This window comes from Streptomyces sp. NBC_00286 (genome assembly GCF_036173125.1).
In the GTDB taxonomy this organism is placed as follows: domain Bacteria; phylum Actinomycetota; class Actinomycetes; order Streptomycetales; family Streptomycetaceae; genus Streptomyces.
This window is the reverse complement of record NZ_CP108054.1, coordinates 7523075-7540595: the sequence shown is the minus strand read 5'-3', so window position 1 is coordinate 7540595 and position 17521 is coordinate 7523075. Positions and strand designations below refer to the sequence as shown.

At 70.1% G+C, this 17521-nt stretch carries 15 protein-coding genes; 8 read left to right on the top strand and 7 right to left on the bottom strand.

Annotated features, from left to right (window positions below):
- Window positions 1-162 precede the first annotated feature (162 nt).
- Entirely contained in the window at window positions 163-1344 is a 1182-nt protein-coding gene (locus OHT21_RS34085; RefSeq protein ID WP_328772099.1) for a serine hydrolase domain-containing protein, read from the bottom strand.
- The gene (locus tag OHT21_RS34080) at window positions 1296-2687 is read right to left on the bottom strand and encodes a Bcr/CflA family multidrug efflux MFS transporter (protein ID WP_328772098.1); all 1392 of its coding nucleotides are present in this window, start codon (window positions 2685-2687) and stop codon (window positions 1296-1298) included. Before OHT21_RS34080 ends, OHT21_RS34085 begins: the two co-directional genes overlap by 49 nt.
- A gap of 89 nt (window positions 2688-2776) precedes the next feature.
- On the opposite strand from OHT21_RS34080, the gene OHT21_RS34075 reads away from it, so the two are divergent.
- Window positions 2777-3778 carry a Gfo/Idh/MocA family protein gene (locus OHT21_RS34075; protein ID WP_328772097.1) on the top strand — a complete coding sequence of 334 codons (1002 nt, stop codon included), beginning with the start codon at window positions 2777-2779 and terminating at the stop codon, window positions 3776-3778.
- Window positions 3779-4043: 265 nt separating this feature from the next.
- On the opposite strand, the gene OHT21_RS34070 is transcribed toward OHT21_RS34075, so the two are convergent.
- Complete coding sequence (locus tag OHT21_RS34070; RefSeq protein ID WP_328772096.1) at window positions 4044-5705, bottom strand: alkaline phosphatase D family protein; 1662 nt, start codon at window positions 5703-5705, stop codon at window positions 4044-4046.
- A gap of 151 nt (window positions 5706-5856) precedes the next feature.
- On the opposite strand from OHT21_RS34070, the gene OHT21_RS34065 reads away from it, so the two are divergent.
- Window positions 5857-6615 carry an SDR family oxidoreductase gene (locus OHT21_RS34065; protein ID WP_443050687.1) on the top strand — a complete coding sequence of 253 codons (759 nt, stop codon included), beginning with the start codon at window positions 5857-5859 and terminating at the stop codon, window positions 6613-6615.
- Window positions 6616-7032: 417 nt separating this feature from the next.
- On the top strand, window positions 7033-8445 hold the full coding sequence (gene lpdA, locus OHT21_RS34060; protein ID WP_328772095.1) for a dihydrolipoyl dehydrogenase: 1413 nt from the start codon (window positions 7033-7035) through the stop codon (window positions 8443-8445).
- A 48-nt stretch (window positions 8446-8493) separates the two neighbouring features.
- On the opposite strand, the gene OHT21_RS34055 is transcribed toward lpdA, so the two are convergent.
- The 4 genes from OHT21_RS34055 to OHT21_RS34040 all read right to left on the bottom strand — a co-directional run bounded on the left by OHT21_RS34055 (window position 8494) and on the right by OHT21_RS34040 (window position 11546).
- Entirely contained in the window at window positions 8494-8859 is a 366-nt protein-coding gene (locus tag OHT21_RS34055) for a MazG-like family protein (protein ID WP_328772094.1), read from the bottom strand.
- Window positions 8860-8959: 100 nt separating this feature from the next.
- Window positions 8960-9250, bottom strand: coding sequence for a hypothetical protein (locus OHT21_RS34050; protein WP_328772093.1), 291 nt, complete (start codon window positions 9248-9250; stop codon window positions 8960-8962).
- The gene (locus OHT21_RS34045; RefSeq protein WP_443050473.1) at window positions 9247-9987 is read right to left on the bottom strand and encodes a SigE family RNA polymerase sigma factor; all 741 of its coding nucleotides are present in this window, start codon (window positions 9985-9987) and stop codon (window positions 9247-9249) included. Before OHT21_RS34045 ends, OHT21_RS34050 begins: the two co-directional genes overlap by 4 nt.
- Entirely contained in the window at window positions 9984-11546 is a 1563-nt protein-coding gene (locus tag OHT21_RS34040; protein ID WP_328772092.1) for a sodium:solute symporter family protein, read from the bottom strand. The genes OHT21_RS34045 and OHT21_RS34040 overlap by 4 nt, the downstream gene beginning before the upstream one ends.
- A 227-nt stretch (window positions 11547-11773) precedes the next feature.
- On the opposite strand from OHT21_RS34040, the gene OHT21_RS34035 reads away from it, so the two are divergent.
- From OHT21_RS34035 to OHT21_RS34015, 5 genes are all read left to right on the top strand, one after another.
- Window positions 11774-12049, top strand: a complete 276-nt coding sequence (locus OHT21_RS34035) for a DUF3311 domain-containing protein (protein ID WP_328772091.1) — start codon at window positions 11774-11776, stop codon at window positions 12047-12049.
- Between the two features lie 178 nt (window positions 12050-12227).
- On the top strand, window positions 12228-14405 hold the full coding sequence (locus tag OHT21_RS34030; protein ID WP_328772090.1) for a carbon starvation CstA family protein: 2178 nt from the start codon (window positions 12228-12230) through the stop codon (window positions 14403-14405).
- A gap of 11 nt (window positions 14406-14416) precedes the next feature.
- A complete protein-coding gene (locus tag OHT21_RS34025) occupies window positions 14417-14614 on the top strand; it encodes a YbdD/YjiX family protein (RefSeq protein WP_328774330.1) in 198 nt (65 codons plus the stop codon).
- 388 nt (window positions 14615-15002) lie between these two features.
- Complete coding sequence (locus OHT21_RS34020) at window positions 15003-15896, top strand: LLM class F420-dependent oxidoreductase (protein WP_328772089.1); 894 nt, start codon at window positions 15003-15005, stop codon at window positions 15894-15896.
- 132 nt (window positions 15897-16028) lie between these two features.
- Complete coding sequence (locus tag OHT21_RS34015; protein ID WP_328772088.1) at window positions 16029-17489, top strand: hypothetical protein; 1461 nt, start codon at window positions 16029-16031, stop codon at window positions 17487-17489.
- Window positions 17490-17521: the final 32 nt, after the last annotated feature.

Here is a 17521-nt window from a genome sequence, read left to right as displayed (position 1 = left end):
CCCCAATCGCGAGCACCGCTCACACCCAAGAGCGCCGATCACCCTCGAGAGCACTGCTCTCCCACAGAGCGCCCCTCACCCCCGAGGCTGTTGCGGGAACTTGTGACACCTTCACGTGTAAGTGTCACAAGTTCCCGCAACAGCCATGCCACCCCCCACCTCTCACATCCCCCGCACCGCCCCCGCCAGCCGCGTCCCCGCCGCGGCTCGCGGGCCGTTGTCCGGGGCGGGGCGCCGTCGCGGATGGACCGCGTTCGTCAGCAGTACCAGGAACGTGTCCGTTGCCGGGTCCAGCACCAGCGACGTACCGGTGAAGCCCGTGTGCCCGGCTGCTCCCCGGCCCGCCAACTCCCCCATGAACCATGGCTGGTCGAGTGCGAAGCCCAGCCCGGGTGGGGTGAACAGCAGCTCGACGTAGTCGGGGCTGAGGACGCGGGCAGTGCCGTACGAGCCGCCCACGAGTAGCGTGCGGCAGAAGACCGCCAGGTCGCGGGCGGTTGAGAAGAGGCCGGCGTGGCCGGCGACGCCGCCGACAGCCCAGGCGTTCTCGTCGTGGACGACGCCGCGCAGCATGCCGCGGTCCGCCTTGGCCCAGGGTCTTCGCTGGTCCTCGGTGGCCGCCGCAGCCGGGCACGGCCCGAAACGGGTCGCCGTCATCCCGAGCGGCCGGGTGATCCCCTCCCGTACGAGGACGTCGAGCGGGCGGCCGGTGGTCCGTTCCAGGACGTGCTGGAGGAGGAGCATGTTGAGGTCGGAGTACGTCTGCTCCTCGCCCGGCTCCGACACCGGCGCCTCCGCCCGCAACAGGTCCAGCCGTGCCGCGTTGCTCCGGCAGTCGTACAGCGGGAGTTCGGGGCGCAGCCCGGAGGTGTGGGTGAGTAACTGCCGTACGGTGATGCCGTGTTCGGCCGCGGCCGTGAAGTCCGGGAGGTACGCCGCCACGCGCGCGTCGATGCCGAGCGTGCCGCGTTCCAGTTGCTGGACGGCGGCGACGCTCGTGAAGAGCTTGGTCAGGGACGCGAGGTCGAAGGGCGTGTGCACGCTCACCGGAACCCATGCGCTGCGCGGCAGTTCGAGGCCGCGGCCGGTGTCCTCGTCGTAGGCGGCGTATCGCACCGCCCAGCCGGCGGCCTCCTCGACGGCGATCAATGGGCCGCGTCCGGCGATGACCACGGCGCCGGCGGCCCAGGGCGGGTCCCCGCTGGTGAGTTCGCGGACCTCCCGTACGAGTTGAGCCAGTTCATCGGGATCGAGCCCGGCACGTTCCGGTGTGCCGGGGCGCAGTCTCGGTGCGCTCAGCTGTCCTCTCCTTTCAGCTCCGCGCGTCGCTGCCAGGGACGGCACAGTCCCATGAAGCAGCCCACGGCCACCAGTGCGCAGGCCAGTTGGACGACGGCCATCGGGACGGCCGTGTGTTCGCCGGCGATGCCCACCAGGGGTGTGGCGATCGCGCCGACGAGGAAGGAGGAGGTGCCGAGCAGCGCGGACGCGGAGCCCGCGGCGTGCAGGGTGCGCATCAGGGCGAGTGCGTTGGTGTTGGGCAGGCACAGGCCCATCGCGGACATCAGCACGAACAGGCCTACGGAGATCGGTACGAGGCCCACCTCGCCGAAGGCTCCCGCCGCCATCAGCAGCAGCGCGGCCGACGCGGCGGTGACGATCGCGAGTCCGGCCGAGAGCACCTTGTCGAGGCTGACCCGGCCGACGAGGATCTTGCCGTTGATCTGGCCGAACAGCACGAGGCCGACCGAGTTGACGCCGAAGAGGATGCTGAACGTCTGCGGAGAGGCGCCGTAGATCTCCTGGATCACGAACGGCGAGGCCGAGACGTACGCGAAGAGCGCGGCGAAGGCGAAGCCACCGGTGAGCATGTAGCCGGTGAAGACGCGGTCGGCGAGCAGTCCGCGCATGGTGCGCAGGGCTTCCGCGACGCCTCCGCTGTGCCGTTGTTCCGGCGCGAGCGTCTCGGGCAGCAGACGCCAGACGACGACGGTCAGTACGACGCCGACAGCCGCCAGGATGTAGAAGACGCCCCGCCAGTCGGTGATCCGCAGCACCTGTCCGCCGATGAGCGGCGCGATGATCGGCGCGACTCCGGAGATCAGCATGAGCGTGGAGAAGAACCGCGCCATGTCCACGCCGTCGTACAGATCGCGTACGACGGCCCGCGCGATCACGATCCCGGCCGCGCCCGCGAGCCCCTGGAGCAGCCGGAAGGCGACGAGCAGTTCGATGGTGGGTGCGAACGCGCAGACGGCGGTGGCGACGATGTAGATCAGCAGCCCCACCATCAACGGCCGCCTGCGCCCCCATTTGTCGCTCATCGGCCCGACGACCAGCTGCCCGAGCGCCATCCCCGCGAGGCACGCGGTGAGCGTCAACTGCACGGTGGCCGCGGGCGCGTGCAGCGAGTCGGTGACCTCCGGGAGCGCCGGGAGGTACATGTCCATGGACAGCGGCGGTACGGCGGTGAGGCCACCGAGGATGAGCGTGACGAGCAGGCCTACGGAGCGGCGGGCGCCCGGCGGCCGTACGCCCGGTTCCACACTCGCCCGGGGCGAAGGGATCGCGTCCGCGGCGGCCGCTCCCGTAGCCGAAGCGATCGCCGCGCCCGGCATGTGGCCCTTTCCGTCCTCCTGGCCGCCCTGCCCGTCCTCGTCCCGTCTCGTACCGCCCTGCTCGGGCATATGCCCCTCCCTGCCGGTTGAACGTTGGACCTATGCTCTCAGCTCGTACAGGGTGGCGAATCACAGATCCGTGGAGCGAGGGGTCGGGGATGGCGGAAGTGGCGGCGGAACGCGTGCGCTGGGGCGTGCTGGCGACCGGCGGGATCGCGGCGGCGTTCACGGCGGATCTGGTGGATCTGCCGGACGCGGAGGTCGTGGCGGTGGCGTCGCGGACCGAGGAATCGGCGAAGGCGTTCGCGGACCGGTTCGGGATACCCAGGGCGTACGGCGATTGGAGCGCCCTCGCGCAGGACGAGGACGTGGATGTGGTGTACGTCGCCACGCCGCACTCGGCGCACCGGGCCGCGGCGGGGTTGTGCCTGGAGGCGGGGCGCAATGTGCTGTGCGAGAAGGCGTTCACGCTGAACGCGCGTGAGGCCGAGGAACTGGTCGCCCTCGCGCAGGAGCGCGGCAGCTTCCTGATGGAGGCCATGTGGATGTACTGCAATCCACTGATCCGGCGCCTCAAGGAACTCGTCGACGACGGGGCCATCGGTGAAGTCCGCACGATACAGGCCGACTTCGGCCTCTCCGGCCCCTTCCCGCCCACTCACCGGCTGCGCGACCCGGCGCAGGGCGGTGGCGCACTGCTCGATCTGGGCGTCTATCCGGTGTCGTTCGCGCACCTGCTGCTCGGAGAGCCCTCGGAGGTAGTGGCGAGAGCAGTGCTCTCCGACGAGAGCGTCGATCTCCAGACGGGAATGCTGCTCTCCTGGGAGAGCGGCGCTCTCGCTTCGCTGCACTGCTCTCTAGTCGGCGGCACATCCACCTCCGCCTCGGTCACCGGATCACAGGGCCGCATCGACATCCCGTACGGCTTCTTCCACGCCGACCGCTTCGTCCTGCACCGCGACGGCCGCGACCCGCAGGAATTCACCGCGGCCGACGCAACAAGGGCCAGCCTCAAACACGAGGCCATAGAGGTCATGCGCTGCTTGCGCGCGGGCGAGACGGAGTCTCCGTTGGTCCCGCTGAACGGCACGCTGGCCGTGATGCGAACGCTCGACTCTGTACGGAAGCACATCGGCGTCACTTATCCGGGGGAGGCGTGACCTTCCGGGGAGGCGTGACCTTCCGGGGAGGCGTGACCTTCCGGGGAGGCATGGCCTTTCCCGGGGAGGCATGACTTATCCGGGGGAGGCGTGACCTGTCCGGGAGAGGCCAGCTGAAGGAGCGCCCCTTTCAGGCGGGTCCAGCCCGGACAGCGGACGCCCAGGCAAGCGCCCCTACTAAGGGGCGCGGGGAACTGCGCGACCAGCCACAGACGGCCCGCAGCCAACGAACAACCGCAGTTCCCCGCCCAACCCAGCGGAGCGCCTACGCGGGCTTCAAGCCCTGATCCCCCACCTCGGTGACAAACGACGCGGCGGTCGTGATCGGCGCCCCCGGCGTCGTAACGGCCGACACCGTCTTGAAGTCCACATTCGCCGCCCCCTGACCAAGCGCAACGGTCACATACCCCCGCTGCCCGTTGTAGTGCTTCATGTGCGGATTGGCGGCCAAGTACCCCGCCCAGTTCGGCGGCTGCGCAGCCCCGTTCTGCCCACTGGAGATCGACGTAGTAACGATCTCCGTCCCCATCGTGCGCGACTCCTGGTTGTCGAAGTCCCGCTTGATGTCGAAGCCGTACGACACATGGACGTCACCGGTGAGCACCATCAGGTTCTCCACACCGGCCGCCTCGGCCCCCTTGAGGAGCCGCTCGCGGGAGGCCGGGTAACCGTCCCAGGCGTCCATGCTGCGCGTGGTGTTGCCAGGAGTGGCATGGTTGCGGCGGGCGAAGACGACCTGCTGCGGAAGGACGTTCCACAGCGCGTTCGACTGCTGCCAGCCGTCGGTCAGCCAGCGCTCCTGCTCAAGGCCGGGCAGCGTCTGCGACTCGGCCTCGGACTCGGGCGTGGGCGTCTTCCAGCCGTCGCCGTTGGCCTGGTTGGTGCGGTACTGCCGGGTGTCGAGGATGTCGAACTGTGCGAGCCGCCCCCAGCGCAGCCGCCGGTAGAGCCGCATATCGGGACCCTGCGGCTGCTGCGGACGGCGCAGCGGCTGGTTCTCCCAGTACGCCCGGTACGCGGCGGCGCGGCGCAGCAGGAACTCCTCCGGCGGGACGTTGTTCTCGGGGATGTCGTCGGCGTAGTTGTTCTCGGTCTCGTGGTCGTCCCAGGTGACCACGAAGGGGTGCGCGGCGTGTGCGGCGCGCAGGTCCGGGTCGGACTTGTAGAGGGAGTACCGCAGCCGGTAGTCCTCCAGCGTGATCGTCTCGCGGTTGAAGATGTCGGGCAGCGTGCGGTCCGTGTAATTGCGGGCGCCGCCGACGGAGTTGACGGCGTACTCGTAGAGGTAGTCGCCGACGTGGAAAACGATGTCGACGTCGTCCTCGGCGAGGTGCTGGTACGCGGTGAAGTAGCCGTCGTGGTACGCCTGGCAGGACACGGCGGCCAGCGTCAGTTCGGCTACGCGGGCGCCGGACGCGGGCGCGGTGCGCGTACGGCCGGTCTCGCTGACCCAACGGCCCGTACGGAAGCGGTAGTAGAAGGTGCGGTCGGGGTCGAGGCCGGTCACCTCGACATGTACGGCGTGGTGGAACTCGGGGTGCGCGGCGGTCGTCCCGCGTCTGGCGATCCGGCGGAACTTCGCGTCGTGGGCCAACTCCCACTGCACGGAGACGCGCTGCGGGGGCAGTCCGGAGCCGGCTTCGAACGGGGCCGGAGCGAGGCGGGTCCACAGCAGTACGGAGCCGGGCTGCGGGTCGCCGGAGCCGACGCCCAGGGTGAAGGGGTCGTCGGTGATCTTCGCCGCGTCGAGTTCGGCGGCTCCGGCCACGCCCGCGGTCGGCAGGTTGGTGGCGAAGGCGAGCGCGGCGGCAGCGCCGGTGACGGTGAGGAAGCGGCGCCGGCCGAGGTGACGGGCGGCGGCGCGAAGCTCGGGGGCGTGCCGTGAAACGCTTTCCTGCGGCGGTAGTTGACGGGCTGCGGGTGTCATCTGGCCCTCCCCTGACGGTTGTTGTACAGCGCATTGGAGTGGCCAGGGTCGACGGCAGCCTGTCGCGTACACAACAGGTAGATGGCCGAAGGATGAGTTCCGGATGGCGGGCCCTCCCGTACGCTGCGGGCCCATGGACGACATGGACGACATGGACGACATGGAAACGAAGATCGCGCTGGTCACCGGAGCAGGTTCCGGCATCGGCCGGGCCGTGACCGTGGAACTTCTGCGCACCGGTTGGTCCGTGGCGCTCGCGGGCCGCCGCGCACAGACCCTGGAGGAGACGGCAGCCCTGGCAGAGAAGGGCAACTTCCTTTGCGTACGCGCCGACGTCTCACGACCCGACGACGTGGCCGGACTGTTCGCCGCCGTACGGGACCGGTTTGGGCGGCTCGATCTGCTCTTCAACAACGCGGGTACGTTCGGGCCTGGCGGCGTCCCGTTCGAGGAACTGCCCTACGACGCCTGGCGCCACGTGGTCGCCACCAACCTCGACGGCGCGTTCCTGTGCGCGCAGGCGGCGTACCGGCAGATGAAGGAGCAGACCCCGCAGGGCGGCCGGATCATCAACAACGGTTCGATCTCGGCGCATACGCCCCGGCCGCACTCGGCGGCGTACACCGCGACCAAGCACGCGCTGACGGGCCTCACCAAGTCCCTGTCCCTGGACGGCCGTCCGTACCGGATCGCCTGCGGCCAGATCGACATCGGCAATGCGGCGACCGACATGACCGAGCGCATGCGGACGGGAGCATTGCAGGCAAACGGCGAGATGGTTCCGGAGCCCGTGATGGATGTCGCGGATGTGGCCCGGACGGTGCGGCACATGGCGGAGTTGCCGCTGGAGGCGAACGTGCAGTTCGCGACGGTGCTTGCGACGACGATGCCGTTCATCGGGCGCGGCTGAAGCCGCCGTAAGCGGAATCTGCACAATCGGAATGGAAACATCCGGGGAATTCAGGCCGGTGACAGGCTTATGCTCGACACTCCTCCACCAGAGCTTCACATTTGGAGCACGAAACTTCCTGATCCACTTTCAAGGGGGATGGGGGGGTGGGCAGCCGTTCCGGGCCGCACGAATGGGGTGGGCTCCCGCGCGGGACCGCGGGAAGACCCGGCCACGGAACGGCTGCCCCGTACACGAACGCCGACGCCCCCGCATGACGAGACGAGTCAGCGGGGCCAGGGTTGTGTCCAGCGCCATTGCGCCGCACGGGTGACCGGGTCACCCGGCTGTCACCCCCGATAGCGCATGCTGTTTTGAGGACGAGGGCGGTCACGGCGAGGTGCCGGGTCGCCATCCCTCATTGGAAAGGACACCCCCATGGACGAGCAGGGCGAGCGCTTCGATGTCGTCGTACTCGGTGCGGGACCCGGCGGCTACGTCGCCGCCATCCGCGCCGCCCAGCTGGGCAAGCGCGTCGCGGTGATCGAGGAGAAGTACTGGGGCGGCGTATGCCTGAACGTGGGCTGCATCCCCAGCAAGGCCCTGCTGCGTAACGCCGAACTCGCGCACATCTTCACGCGCGAGGCGAAGACCTTCGGCATCAAGGTCGACGGGCAGGTCTCCTTCGACTACGGCGAGGCCTACCGGCGCAGCCGCAAGGTCGCGGACGGCCGGGTCAAGGGCGTCCACTACCTGATGAAGAAGAACAAGATCACGGAGCTCAGCGGCCGCGGCACCTTCCTCGACGCGCACACGCTCCAGGTGGCCGACTACGACGGCAACACCCGCACCATCTCCTTCGACCACTGCATCATCGCCACCGGAGCCACCCCCAAGCTGCTGCCCGGCACCCGCCGTACGTCGCGCGTGGTGACGTTCGAGGAGCAGATCCTCGCCGAGGACCTGCCGGCCTCCATCGTGATCGCGGGCGCCGGTGCGATCGGTGTCGAGTTCGCGTACATCCTGAACAACTACGGCGTGAAGGTCACGATCGTCGAGTTCCTGGACCGTATGACGCCGCTGGAGGACGCCGAGGTCTCCGCCGAACTCGCCAAGCAGTACCGCAAGTTGGGCATCGACGTGCTCACCTCCACCCGCGTCGACGCGATCGACGAGTCCGGCCCCCAGGTCCGCGTCACGGTGACGGCGAAGGACGGCTCCCAGCAGGTGCTGGAGGCCGACAAGGTGCTCCAGGCCATCGGCTTCGCCCCGAACATCGAGGGCTACGGCCTGGACAAGACGGGCGTACGGGTCACGGACCGCGGCGCCATCGACGTCGACGGCCGCTGCCGCACCTCCGTTCCGCACATCTACGCCATCGGCGACGTCACCGCGAAGCTGATGCTCGCGCACGCCGCGGAGGCGATGGGCATCGTCGCCGCCGAGACCATCGCCGGCGCGGAGACCATGGAGCTGGAGTACGTGATGATTCCGCGCGCCACGTACTGCCAGCCCCAGATCGCCAGCTTCGGTTACACCGAGGCGCAGGCCCGCGAGCAGGGTTACGACGTCCAGGTGGCCAAGTTCCCCTTCACGGCGAACGGCAAGTCGCACGGCCTGGGCGACGCCACCGGTTTCGTGAAGCTGATCAGCGACGGGAAGTACGGCGAACTCCTCGGCGGCCATCTCATCGGCCCCGACGTCACCGAACTCCTCCCCGAACTGACCCTCGCCCAGCAGTGGGACCTGACCGTCCATGAGGTGGCCCGCAACGTCCACGCCCACCCGACGCTCGGCGAGGCGGTCAAGGAGGCGGTCCACGGACTCGCCGGCCACATGATCAATTTCTGAGGGCGGACGTCAGGGGGAACTGACCGACGTCAGGGGACCTGACCGACGTCAGGAGAGCTGACCCGGGCCGAGCGAACGCTTCCGCACCTGCTCCAAGTGGCTCGTGAACACCTCACGAGCGTCGGGTGTCAGCGTGCGCAGGGCGACGGCGGCCGTGATGATCACGTCGCACAGCTCCGACTGGACGTCGTCCCAGGTGTGGCTCGTACCCTTGCGCGGGTTCTGCCCGGTGGCGCCGATGACCGCCTCGGCGACCTCACCGACCTCCTCGGAGAGCTTCAACATCCGCAGGAGCAGGGCCTCTTGAGGGGGACGCGCGGGTTGGGCCCGTACGAGCCACTCCTGGAGGCGGCCCACCGTGTCCCACATGTCGTCGTACGTGGCTGGTGTCGCCGTCGCGTCGTGATCGCTCATGGCGGTCAGGGTGCCATGCGCGTCCGCGCGGCGATGGCCGGCTTGAGGACAAGGCCGACGGCCGGGGGGCCGAGCCATCAGTACGCCGCCCCGGCCACCGTCACCTCCAACCCGCCCCCGCCGGAGGCGCACTCACCCCGTAGGAAAAGATCACGCTTGGGTCCGACGGGGCCTGGTTCAGGACCCAGAGGCCGATCAGGGTGGCGAGGGCGAAGACCACCGCGATCAGAACGGCCAGGACCACGCGGCGGCGGCGTTCGCGGCGGAGCCAGTCGCCGCGGGCTGTGCGGTAGGCGTCAGGGGCGGCCTGGACACCGCCGGCGAGCGTTCCGAGCGCTTCGCGCAGCGCCTGCTCCGTACGATCCACTTCGTTACGGTCCACTTCGTTCATCGCCGGGCCTCCATCGCCTGGGTCAGGGCGGCGATACCGCGCGACGTGTGCGTCTTCACCGATCCGGCGGAGATTCCCATCGCGGCGGCTATCTCACTCTCCTTCAGACCGAGCCAGTGCCGCAGCACCAGCGCTTCCCGCTGCCGGGCGGGCAGTTGCTGCAGGGCGTCGATCAGTACGCGCTGGTCGTCTCGGAGCAGCGCCGTGCTCTCCGCGGAGGCGACGACCTCGCTCGGCGGCTGCTGGACGTGCTTGCGGGCGACCTGGAGGTGGCGGATGCGCATCCGGGTCAGATTGCAGACCGTGGAGCGCAGATACGCCTCGGCCGCCTCGGCGTCTCTGAGGCGGCGCCACTTGCGGTAGATCTGGTAGTACGCCTCGGCCACCACGTTCTCCGGGTCGTCCGCGCCGAGGAGGACGGCCAGCCGCAGCATCGAGGCGTAGTGCAGCTCGAAGAGGCGGGCCAGGGCGGCCTCCCGCTCGATGTCGGCCGGATCGCTCACGGGTGGGGACAGCACCTCGTCTCCGGTCGGGGCACCGGCCGGCGGGGACGTCGCCGTCGCGCCGCCGGCGACGGGCCGCGGGTAGCGATCGGCGTCGGCGGGCCGCGGGATGCGATCGGTGTCGGCCGGCCGCGGGAAGTGGTCGGTGTCGGCCGGCCCTGGGATACGGGGATCGGTGACGGCGGCCGGAGCGGCCTGCGGCGCCGGCAGTCGCGTGTGCTGTCTGCGTCTCACGGGTTGCTCGCTCCCGTCTCGGGGCGCCGCCTGACGGTCAGGCGGGACGGTAGGTCGGTGAGGTCGGCGCCCCGCGGGACGCCGAAGCGTTCGAGGGCCGCGGTGCCGGCCACCGCGACGGTCAGGTTGAGCAGCAGGGCGACGAGCCCGGCGTAGATCTCCAGCGGCTGGTCGCCGCCGCCGAACGGAACGATGGACGAGAACCCTTCGCGGACCACCAGGAACGTGCCCGCCGCCATGCCCACGGCCCACCCGGCGAGCAGCGCCCGGGGATGCAGTCGGCCCGTGAAGAGCCCTATGGCGACCGCCGGGAAGATCTGCAGGATCCATACGCCGCCGAGGAGTTGGAGATTGATGGCGTCCTGGTCGCGCAGCCCGAACACGAACGCGACCGCGCCGACCTTCGCGGTGAGCGAGACCGCCTTGGCGATGCGGACCTGTCGTTTGGGGGTGGCGGTGGGGTGGACGTACTCGACGTACACATTGCGTACGAAGCAGGTGGCGGCCGCGATCGACATGACGGCCGCCGGTACCAGCGCGCCCACGGTGATCGCCCCGAAGACGAGTCCGGCGAGCGGGCCCGGCATCAGCCGGTCGACCAGCATCGGTACGGCGGTCTCGGCGCCGCCCTCGGGTGCCCGTACCCCGGCGGCGAGTGCCGCGATGCCGAGGAGGCCGAAGAGGGCGAGCAGTCCCGTCCAGGCGGGCAGTGCCACGGAGACCTTGCGCAGGGTGCGCGGGCTGTCGGCGGCGAAGGAGGCGGTGAGCACGTGCGGGTACATCAGCAGGGCCAGCGCTGAGCCGAGAGCGAGCGTGGCGTAGGCGGGCTGTTGCTCGGGGGAAAGGAGCAGGGCGGAGTCGGCGACGCCGGTGCCGCCGAGCCGTTGTGCCGCACCGTCGAAGACCGCGCCGGGTCCGCCGAGCCGGGCGAGGACCAGCCAGCACACGGCGGTGAGCGAGACGAAGACGGCCACCGCCTTGAACGCGGAGATGACGGTCGGCGCCCGCAGCCCGTGCCGGTACGTCGCCACCGCGAGCCCCGCGAACAGCGCGATCAGCACCAGGTCGCCGCTCGCGCCCCGCGGGTAGACGCCTCCGGCGGTGAGTACGGCCCGTATGCCCAGCAGTTGCAGCGCGAGATAGGGCATCGTCGCGAGGATCCCGGTCAGCGCCACCACCAGGGCGAGCGGCGCCGAACCGTACCGGCCGCGCACGAAGTCGCCGACGGTGATGTAGCCGTGCCGGCGGGCCACCGCCCACAGCCGGGTCAGCAGGACGAAGGCGAGCGGACAGACGATCACCGTGTACGGCACGGCGAAGAAGGCGGGCGCCCCGTTTCCGTATGCCAGTCCCGGTACGGCGGTGAAGGTGTACGCGGTGAAGATCGTGCCGCCGAGCAGCATCCACGTCCAGACGGGGCCGAGGCTCCGGTCGGCCAGCGCCCAGCCCTCAAGGGACGGCAGGCGATCGCTGGGACGGAGCCGGCGCGCGGTGACGGCGAGCAGCGACGCCCCGCCGGTCACGGCGAGGAACGTCGCGGTCATGGCGCTGTCCGCCATGGGTCACCGTCCTTGGTGTGCCTGAGGTCCCATGGCCTGTCCGCCGGACAGGCCATGGCCCGAGCCCTTGCCGGAGAGTTGCGCGGGCGTGCGGTCCGGTTGACACGGGTTTCGGAAAACCGGCGGGAAATCTTCTGGAAATTCCCTGTCAACCACTTCCGGCGGGTGGGCAACTCTTGCACAGACCGACCGCGATCGGGAGAGGCAAGGGGAGAGGAGCGCAGGTCATGGCATCGACCGGCAGCACTGGCCATCAACGGCTGCGGCGCTTCGCGATCGCCGTACTGCTTCTCGCGCCCGCCGCCGGACTGCTGTGGGTGCCCTGGTACGCCGGTGCCGAACCGCGGATCGCGGGGACGCCGTTCTTCTACTGGTACCAGCTCGCCTGGGTGCCGGGGTGCGGACTGTGCCTGCTCGCCGCGTACGCACTGACCAGGCACGACCGATCCGACCGCCCAGACGGGCCCGACCTGCGCGAACTGCACGACCGGCCCGATCCCTGAGCCGCTTCCCGCCACCTACCGCCCGCCACCGCGAGCACAACGCGCCGCCCCACAAGACCCGCCGCGTACCGCCCGGCACCACCGCCCACTCAGCACCGCACACCACCTCCCAGTAGCGCCGCACACCACCACTGAGTAGCGCCGCACACATCACCCAGCACCAAGGCCAGGAGCCGCCATGCCTACGTCAGCCATGCCCGAATCCGCTCCCCCGGCACCGGAAAGCCCGCCCCCCTCCGGGTCCGCCCGGCCCCGTATGACCCCTCGGTCCATCCTCCTGTGGACCGCAGTCGCCCTGGTCGGCGCCGTCTGCTGGGGTGTCCTCGCGCTCTCCAGGGGCGAGGAGATCTCCGCGGTCTGGCTGGTACTGGCCGCCCTCGGCTCGTACGCCATCGCGTACCGCTTCTACAGCCGCTTCGTCGCCCGGCGCGTACTGAAGCCGGACGACCGGCGGGCCACTCCCGCCGAACGCCTGGAGGACGGCGTCGACTTCCAGCCCACCGATCGCCGGGTGCTGCTCGGCCACCACTTCGCGGCGATCGCGGGGGCGGGGCCGCTGGTGGGGCCCGTACTCGCGGCGCAGATGGGGTATCTGCCCGGCACGATCTGGATCGTGGCCGGCGTGATCTTCGCCGGGGCGGTGCAGGACATGGTGGTGCTGTTCCTGTCGATGCGGCGGGACGGGAAGTCGCTCGGGCAGATGGCCCGTGACGAGATCGGCCGGGCGGGCGGGGCGGCTGCCCTGATCGCGGTCTTCGCCATCATGATCATCCTGCTCGGTGTGCTGGCCCTCGTCGTCGTCAACGCCCTCGCCCACTCCCCCTGGGGCACGTTCTCGGTCGCCATGACCATCCCGATCGCCCTGTTCATGGGCTTCTGGCTGCACCGGATCCGGCCGGGCCGCGTCGTCGAGACCAGCCTGATCGGTGTGGCGCTGCTGCTGCTCGCGATCATCGGCGGCAGCTGGATCCAGGACTCCTCGCTGGCCGACACCTTCACGCTGAGCCCGACGACCCTGGTGTTCTGCCTGGTCGGATACGGCTTCGTCGCCTCCGTACTCCCCGTATGGATGCTGCTCGCGCCCCGCGACTACCTCTCCACCTTCATGAAGATCGGCACCATCGCGCTGCTCGCGGTCGGAGTCGTCGTGGCCGCGCCCGTCATGCGTGCGGAGGCGGTCAGCGACTTCGCCTCCTCGGGCGCGGGCCCGGTCTTCGCGGGCTCCCTCTTCCCCTTCCTGTTCATCACCATCGCCTGCGGCGCGCTGTCCGGTTTCCATGCGCTGGTCGCCTCCGGTACGACTCCGAAGCTGATCCAGAAGGAGTCGCAGGTCCGGATGATCGGCTACGGCGCCATGCTGATGGAGTCGTTCGTCGCGATCATGGCGTTGATCGCCGCGGCCACCCTCGAACCGGGCCTGTACTACGCGATGAACGCACCCGCCGGGCTCCTCGGTACGACCCCCGAGTCCGCCTCGCAGGCGGTCGCGGGCCTCGGCTTCAGCATCACCCCCGACCAGCTCACCCAGGCGGCGAAGGCCGTGGAGGAGCAGACGCTCATCGCCCGTACCGGTGGTGCGCCGACCCTCGCGGTGGGTATGTCGGAGATCTTCTCCGGGGTGTTCGGCGGGGCGAGCATGAAGGCCTTCTGGTACCACTTCGCGATCATGTTCGAGGCGCTGTTCATCCTGACGACGGTCGACGCGGGCACCCGTGTCGGGCGCTTCATGCTCCAGGACATGCTCGGCAACGTCTGGAAGCCGATCGGCCGGGTCACCTGGAAGCCCGGGATCTGGCTGTGCAGCGGACTCGTCGTGGCCGCCTGGGGCTACTTCCTCTACACCGGCGCCACCGACCCCCTCGGCGGAATCAACCAGCTCTTCCCGCTCTTCGGCATCGCCAACCAGCTGCTCGCCGCCATCGCCCTCACCGTCTGCACCACCGTGCTGATCAAGTCCGGGCGGCTGCGCTGGGCCTGGGTCACCGCGGTCCCGCTGGCCTGGGTGGTCGCGGTCACCTTCACCGCCGGCTGGCAGAAGATCTTCTCCGACGACCCGCGCATCGGTTTCTTCGCCCAGCGCGACCGGTACGCCGACGGCATCGACGCCGGCGAGGTCATCGCGCCCGCCAAGAACCTCGACGACATGCACACCGTGGTCACCAACTCCACGGTCGACGGCGTCCTGATCGCCCTGTTCCTGCTCCTGGTCGCCGTGGTGATCGTCAACGCGGCGGTGGTGTGCGTACGGGCCATCCGCGCGCCCGGTTCGCTCCCGACGACGGAGGCCCCGTACGTCGAGTCCCGCATCGACGTCCCCGAGCAGGCGGACGAACCGCTGGTGGGAGCCCGTACATGAGCCTGCCGTCCATGAACGTCCGGCACTGGACCAGGGGCGTGCGCTGGATCCGCTGGTATCTGCGCGAGCTGACGGGCGAAGCGGAGTACGACCGCTACTGCGCACACCACCGACGCCGGCACCCGGACGCTCCGCTACCCAGCCGACGGGAGTACGAGGTCCTGCGGACCCACCACCGGGAGAACCATCCACAGAGCCGCTGCTGTTGACGCACCGCGGAGACGCCGAAAGTGCCCTCTGGGGGCGCCCCGCGCCCCTAGCTAGGGAGGCCGCAGGCCTCTCAGGGGCGCGGGGCTGTATCGATTTGCGGCTCCGCCGCGCGGGCGCGACAAGCCACGACGCACCCGCAGATACGAACCGCGGCCGCTTGAGGGGCCGCAGGCCCCGATAGGGGCGCGGGGCTGTATCGATTTGCGGCTCCGCCGCGCGGGCGCGATCAGCCACAACGAACCCGCAGATACGAACCGCCCCTTCAAGCGGAGCGCCCCGCATGCCTCCGGTCAACGGAATATCCAGAAGGAGCCGCCGGTTGGGGCCGCTGCGACAGGTTCGTACGACACGTACGACAGTGCACAGCGTTCAAGGGAGTCGGAGCCGATGACGGACAGCGTCACGACTGAGGTTCGCAGCAGTTCACCCAAGGAGGCGGTCGGGCGGTACGGCATTTGGAGTCCCGGACTGCGTTCGGAGGACCCGGCACAGCGGAGCGAGATCGCCGAGTCCGCCGCCGAACTCGAACAACTCGGCTTCGGCGCCGCCTGGTTGGGCGGCAACAGCGCGGCGCAGCACGCCGTGCCGCTCATCGAGGCGACCTCGCAGCTGACCGTGGCGACCGGCATCCAGAGCATCTGGCAGTACGAGGCCGCCGATACCGCCGCGCGGTTCGCCGAGCTGGACGCGGCTCACCCCGGCCGGTTCCTGCTGGGCCTCGGGGTGAGTCACGCCAAGCTGGCGGACCAGTACCGGCGCCCGTATGCGTCCATGGTCAGCTATCTGGACGCCTTGGACGCCGCCGGAGTGCCCGCCGAGCGCCGGGTCCTGGCCGCCCTCGGCCCCAAGATGCTGAAGCTGTCCGGCGATCGCGCCGCCGGCTCGCACCCGTACCTGGTCACTCCCGAGCACACCGCGGACGCCCGCGAGATCCTCGGCGAAGTACCGCTGCTCGCACCGGAGTTGAAGGTCGTCCTGGAGACAGACCCGGACCGCGCACGCTCGCTCGCCCGCGGCGCTCTCGCCATGTATCTCACCCTGCCGAACTACACCAACAGCTTCCTGCGGTTCGGCTTCACCGAGGACGACTTCGCGAACGGCGGCAGTGACCGACTGATCGACGCGCTCTTCGCCTGGGGCGACGACGACCGCATCCGCGAGCGTATCGACGCCTTTTACGCTGCGGGCGCGGACCATGTGGCCTTCCAAGTGGTCACCGACCAGGACGGCTTTGCCCTCCCGCGCCCCGAATGGCGCCGCCTGGCCGAGCTGTTGACCTGACGGCGACGGGGTTACTCGCCGACTGTCGGGCGTGGTCTCGTGGTCCCATTCCCAGAACGGCTGAGCGACGACTGGGCAACGGTCGTCGCATTCGCTGGAGCAGGTCCGGCACGGGATGTGACGGTGAGGCGCATGAAGTCGCGTATCGCCTTGTCGGCCGTCGCCGCGTGCGTCGTACTCGCCCCGCTCACCGGATGCGGCGGCGACGGAACAGGCCGCGAGCCGTCCCCCTCGGGCGGTGGGACGTCGGCTGCGCCGGTTCCCAGCGCGCCCGCCGAGAGCCGGGCGCCGACGCCGGGGAAGGGGTCGAAGGACCCCGACGACATCAACGGCGACGGGCATCGCGATCTCTTGGTTCCCGTCCAGGTCCGCGGCAATCCGGAAACCACCGGCCACGACCAGCGGATCTGTGTGGTCTACGGATCGGCCAAGGGACTCGACCCGGCGACCCGCACGGTCTACGACCGCGGCGATCTGGGCCTGCCCGCACTGCCGCCGGAGTGGTGGGGTCCCGAAGACAGTGTCATCGCGGAGGCCGTGGTCACCGCCGATCTGGACAGCGACGGGTTCCCGGACTTCGTCACGAGCGTCGCGGGCGAATCGGTGAGGGACGGGCAGATCACCGCCTCGAGCTCCGTTCCGTACGTGGCGTGGGGCGGACCGGCCGGGCCCAGGACGGGTGCCGAGGCAACCGAGGTACGGCTGCCCCAGAGCGTGTCCAAACAGGGCGTGGATTCCGAGGTGCGCGGCGACTTCGACGGCGACGGACACCACGACCTCGCGGCCCTCGCGCGGAACCAGTCGTCGCTCGTGGTGCTGTACGGCCCGTTCACCCGGTCGGGGGTGCCCGCGCGCACCGACACCAGCCTGCCCTGGTCGGAAGGCTCGCTCATCGCGGACGACGTCGACCCGACGGGCAAGCCGCGCGCGACCTCTCTGCTGCTCCAGGGGATGAACGACGGCGAGCAGTCCGCCAACACCCTCTACCCGGCCCGCAGCGGCGAGGGCCTGTCCGCGAACGGCCGCCGGCTGCGCCTCGGCAACGCCCACGCCTTCGGCGACTTCGACGGCGACGGGCAGCGCGATGTGGTCATCGGAGACGACGGCAGCCGCAACGACGAGCCCGGCTACGAGACGGAAGCCCCCGACGTCGACGGATCGCTCGCCGTGTACCCCGGCAGCGGCGCCGCACCGGTCACCCACCGGCTGCCCGAGGCACCCAAGGACCGGAAGACCGACTACGGCCCCGGAGTCTTCGCAGCCGCCGACCCCGACGGCGACGGCCGCGACGGCATCCTCGTCGCCACGTACGAGAACGCCACGCTCATCGACGGCGACCAGCGCACCCCGGTCCTGCGCGAAGGACCGGCGAAGGCGGACGGCAAGAAGATCCCGGCGAAGTGGCGCCATGCCCGGCCCGCGGGAGCCGCCGACTTCGACGGCGACGGCAAGGACGAGCTGATCCTCAACTGGGCGGCCGACGCGCTGTTCGGGTTCTACGGCCAGCACCCCACGCACTGGTGGATCACCGACGGAACGACGCACCGCGACAAGACGTCCTTCACGACGACGGGCTTCGCCCCGCCCGGCTGAGAACTGCCGCCGGGCGGGGCTGGATCCCGCGG

Bases quoted from the DNA above. Each gene is read 5' to 3' on its own strand.
- OHT21_RS34035 (WP_328772091.1), top strand. From the start codon at position 11,774: ATGGCATCGACCGGCAGCACTGGCCATCAACGGCTGCGGCGCTTCGCG.
- OHT21_RS34025 (WP_328774330.1), top strand. From the start codon at position 14,417: ATGAACGTCCGGCACTGGACCAGGGGCGTGCGCTGGATCCGCTGGTAT.
- OHT21_RS34075 (WP_328772097.1), top strand. From the start codon at position 2,777: ATGGCGGAAGTGGCGGCGGAACGCGTGCGCTGGGGCGTGCTGGCGACC.
- OHT21_RS34050 (WP_328772093.1), bottom strand. From the start codon at position 9,250: ATGAACGAAGTGGACCGTAACGAAGTGGATCGTACGGAGCAGGCGCTG.
- OHT21_RS34080 (WP_328772098.1), bottom strand. From the start codon at position 2,687: ATGCCCGAGCAGGGCGGTACGAGACGGGACGAGGACGGGCAGGGCGGC.
- lpdA (WP_328772095.1), top strand. From the start codon at position 7,033: ATGGACGAGCAGGGCGAGCGCTTCGATGTCGTCGTACTCGGTGCGGGA.
- OHT21_RS34015 (WP_328772088.1), top strand. From the start codon at position 16,029: ATGAAGTCGCGTATCGCCTTGTCGGCCGTCGCCGCGTGCGTCGTACTC.
- OHT21_RS34055 (WP_328772094.1), bottom strand. From the start codon at position 8,859: ATGAGCGATCACGACGCGACGGCGACACCAGCCACGTACGACGACATG.
- OHT21_RS34040 (WP_328772092.1), bottom strand. From the start codon at position 11,546: ATGGCGGACAGCGCCATGACCGCGACGTTCCTCGCCGTGACCGGCGGG.
- OHT21_RS34065 (WP_443050687.1), top strand. From the start codon at position 5,857: ATGGACGACATGGAAACGAAGATCGCGCTGGTCACCGGAGCAGGTTCC.
- OHT21_RS34030 (WP_328772090.1), top strand. From the start codon at position 12,228: ATGCCTACGTCAGCCATGCCCGAATCCGCTCCCCCGGCACCGGAAAGC.
- OHT21_RS34070 (WP_328772096.1), bottom strand. From the start codon at position 5,705: ATGACACCCGCAGCCCGTCAACTACCGCCGCAGGAAAGCGTTTCACGG.
- OHT21_RS34020 (WP_328772089.1), top strand. From the start codon at position 15,003: ATGACGGACAGCGTCACGACTGAGGTTCGCAGCAGTTCACCCAAGGAG.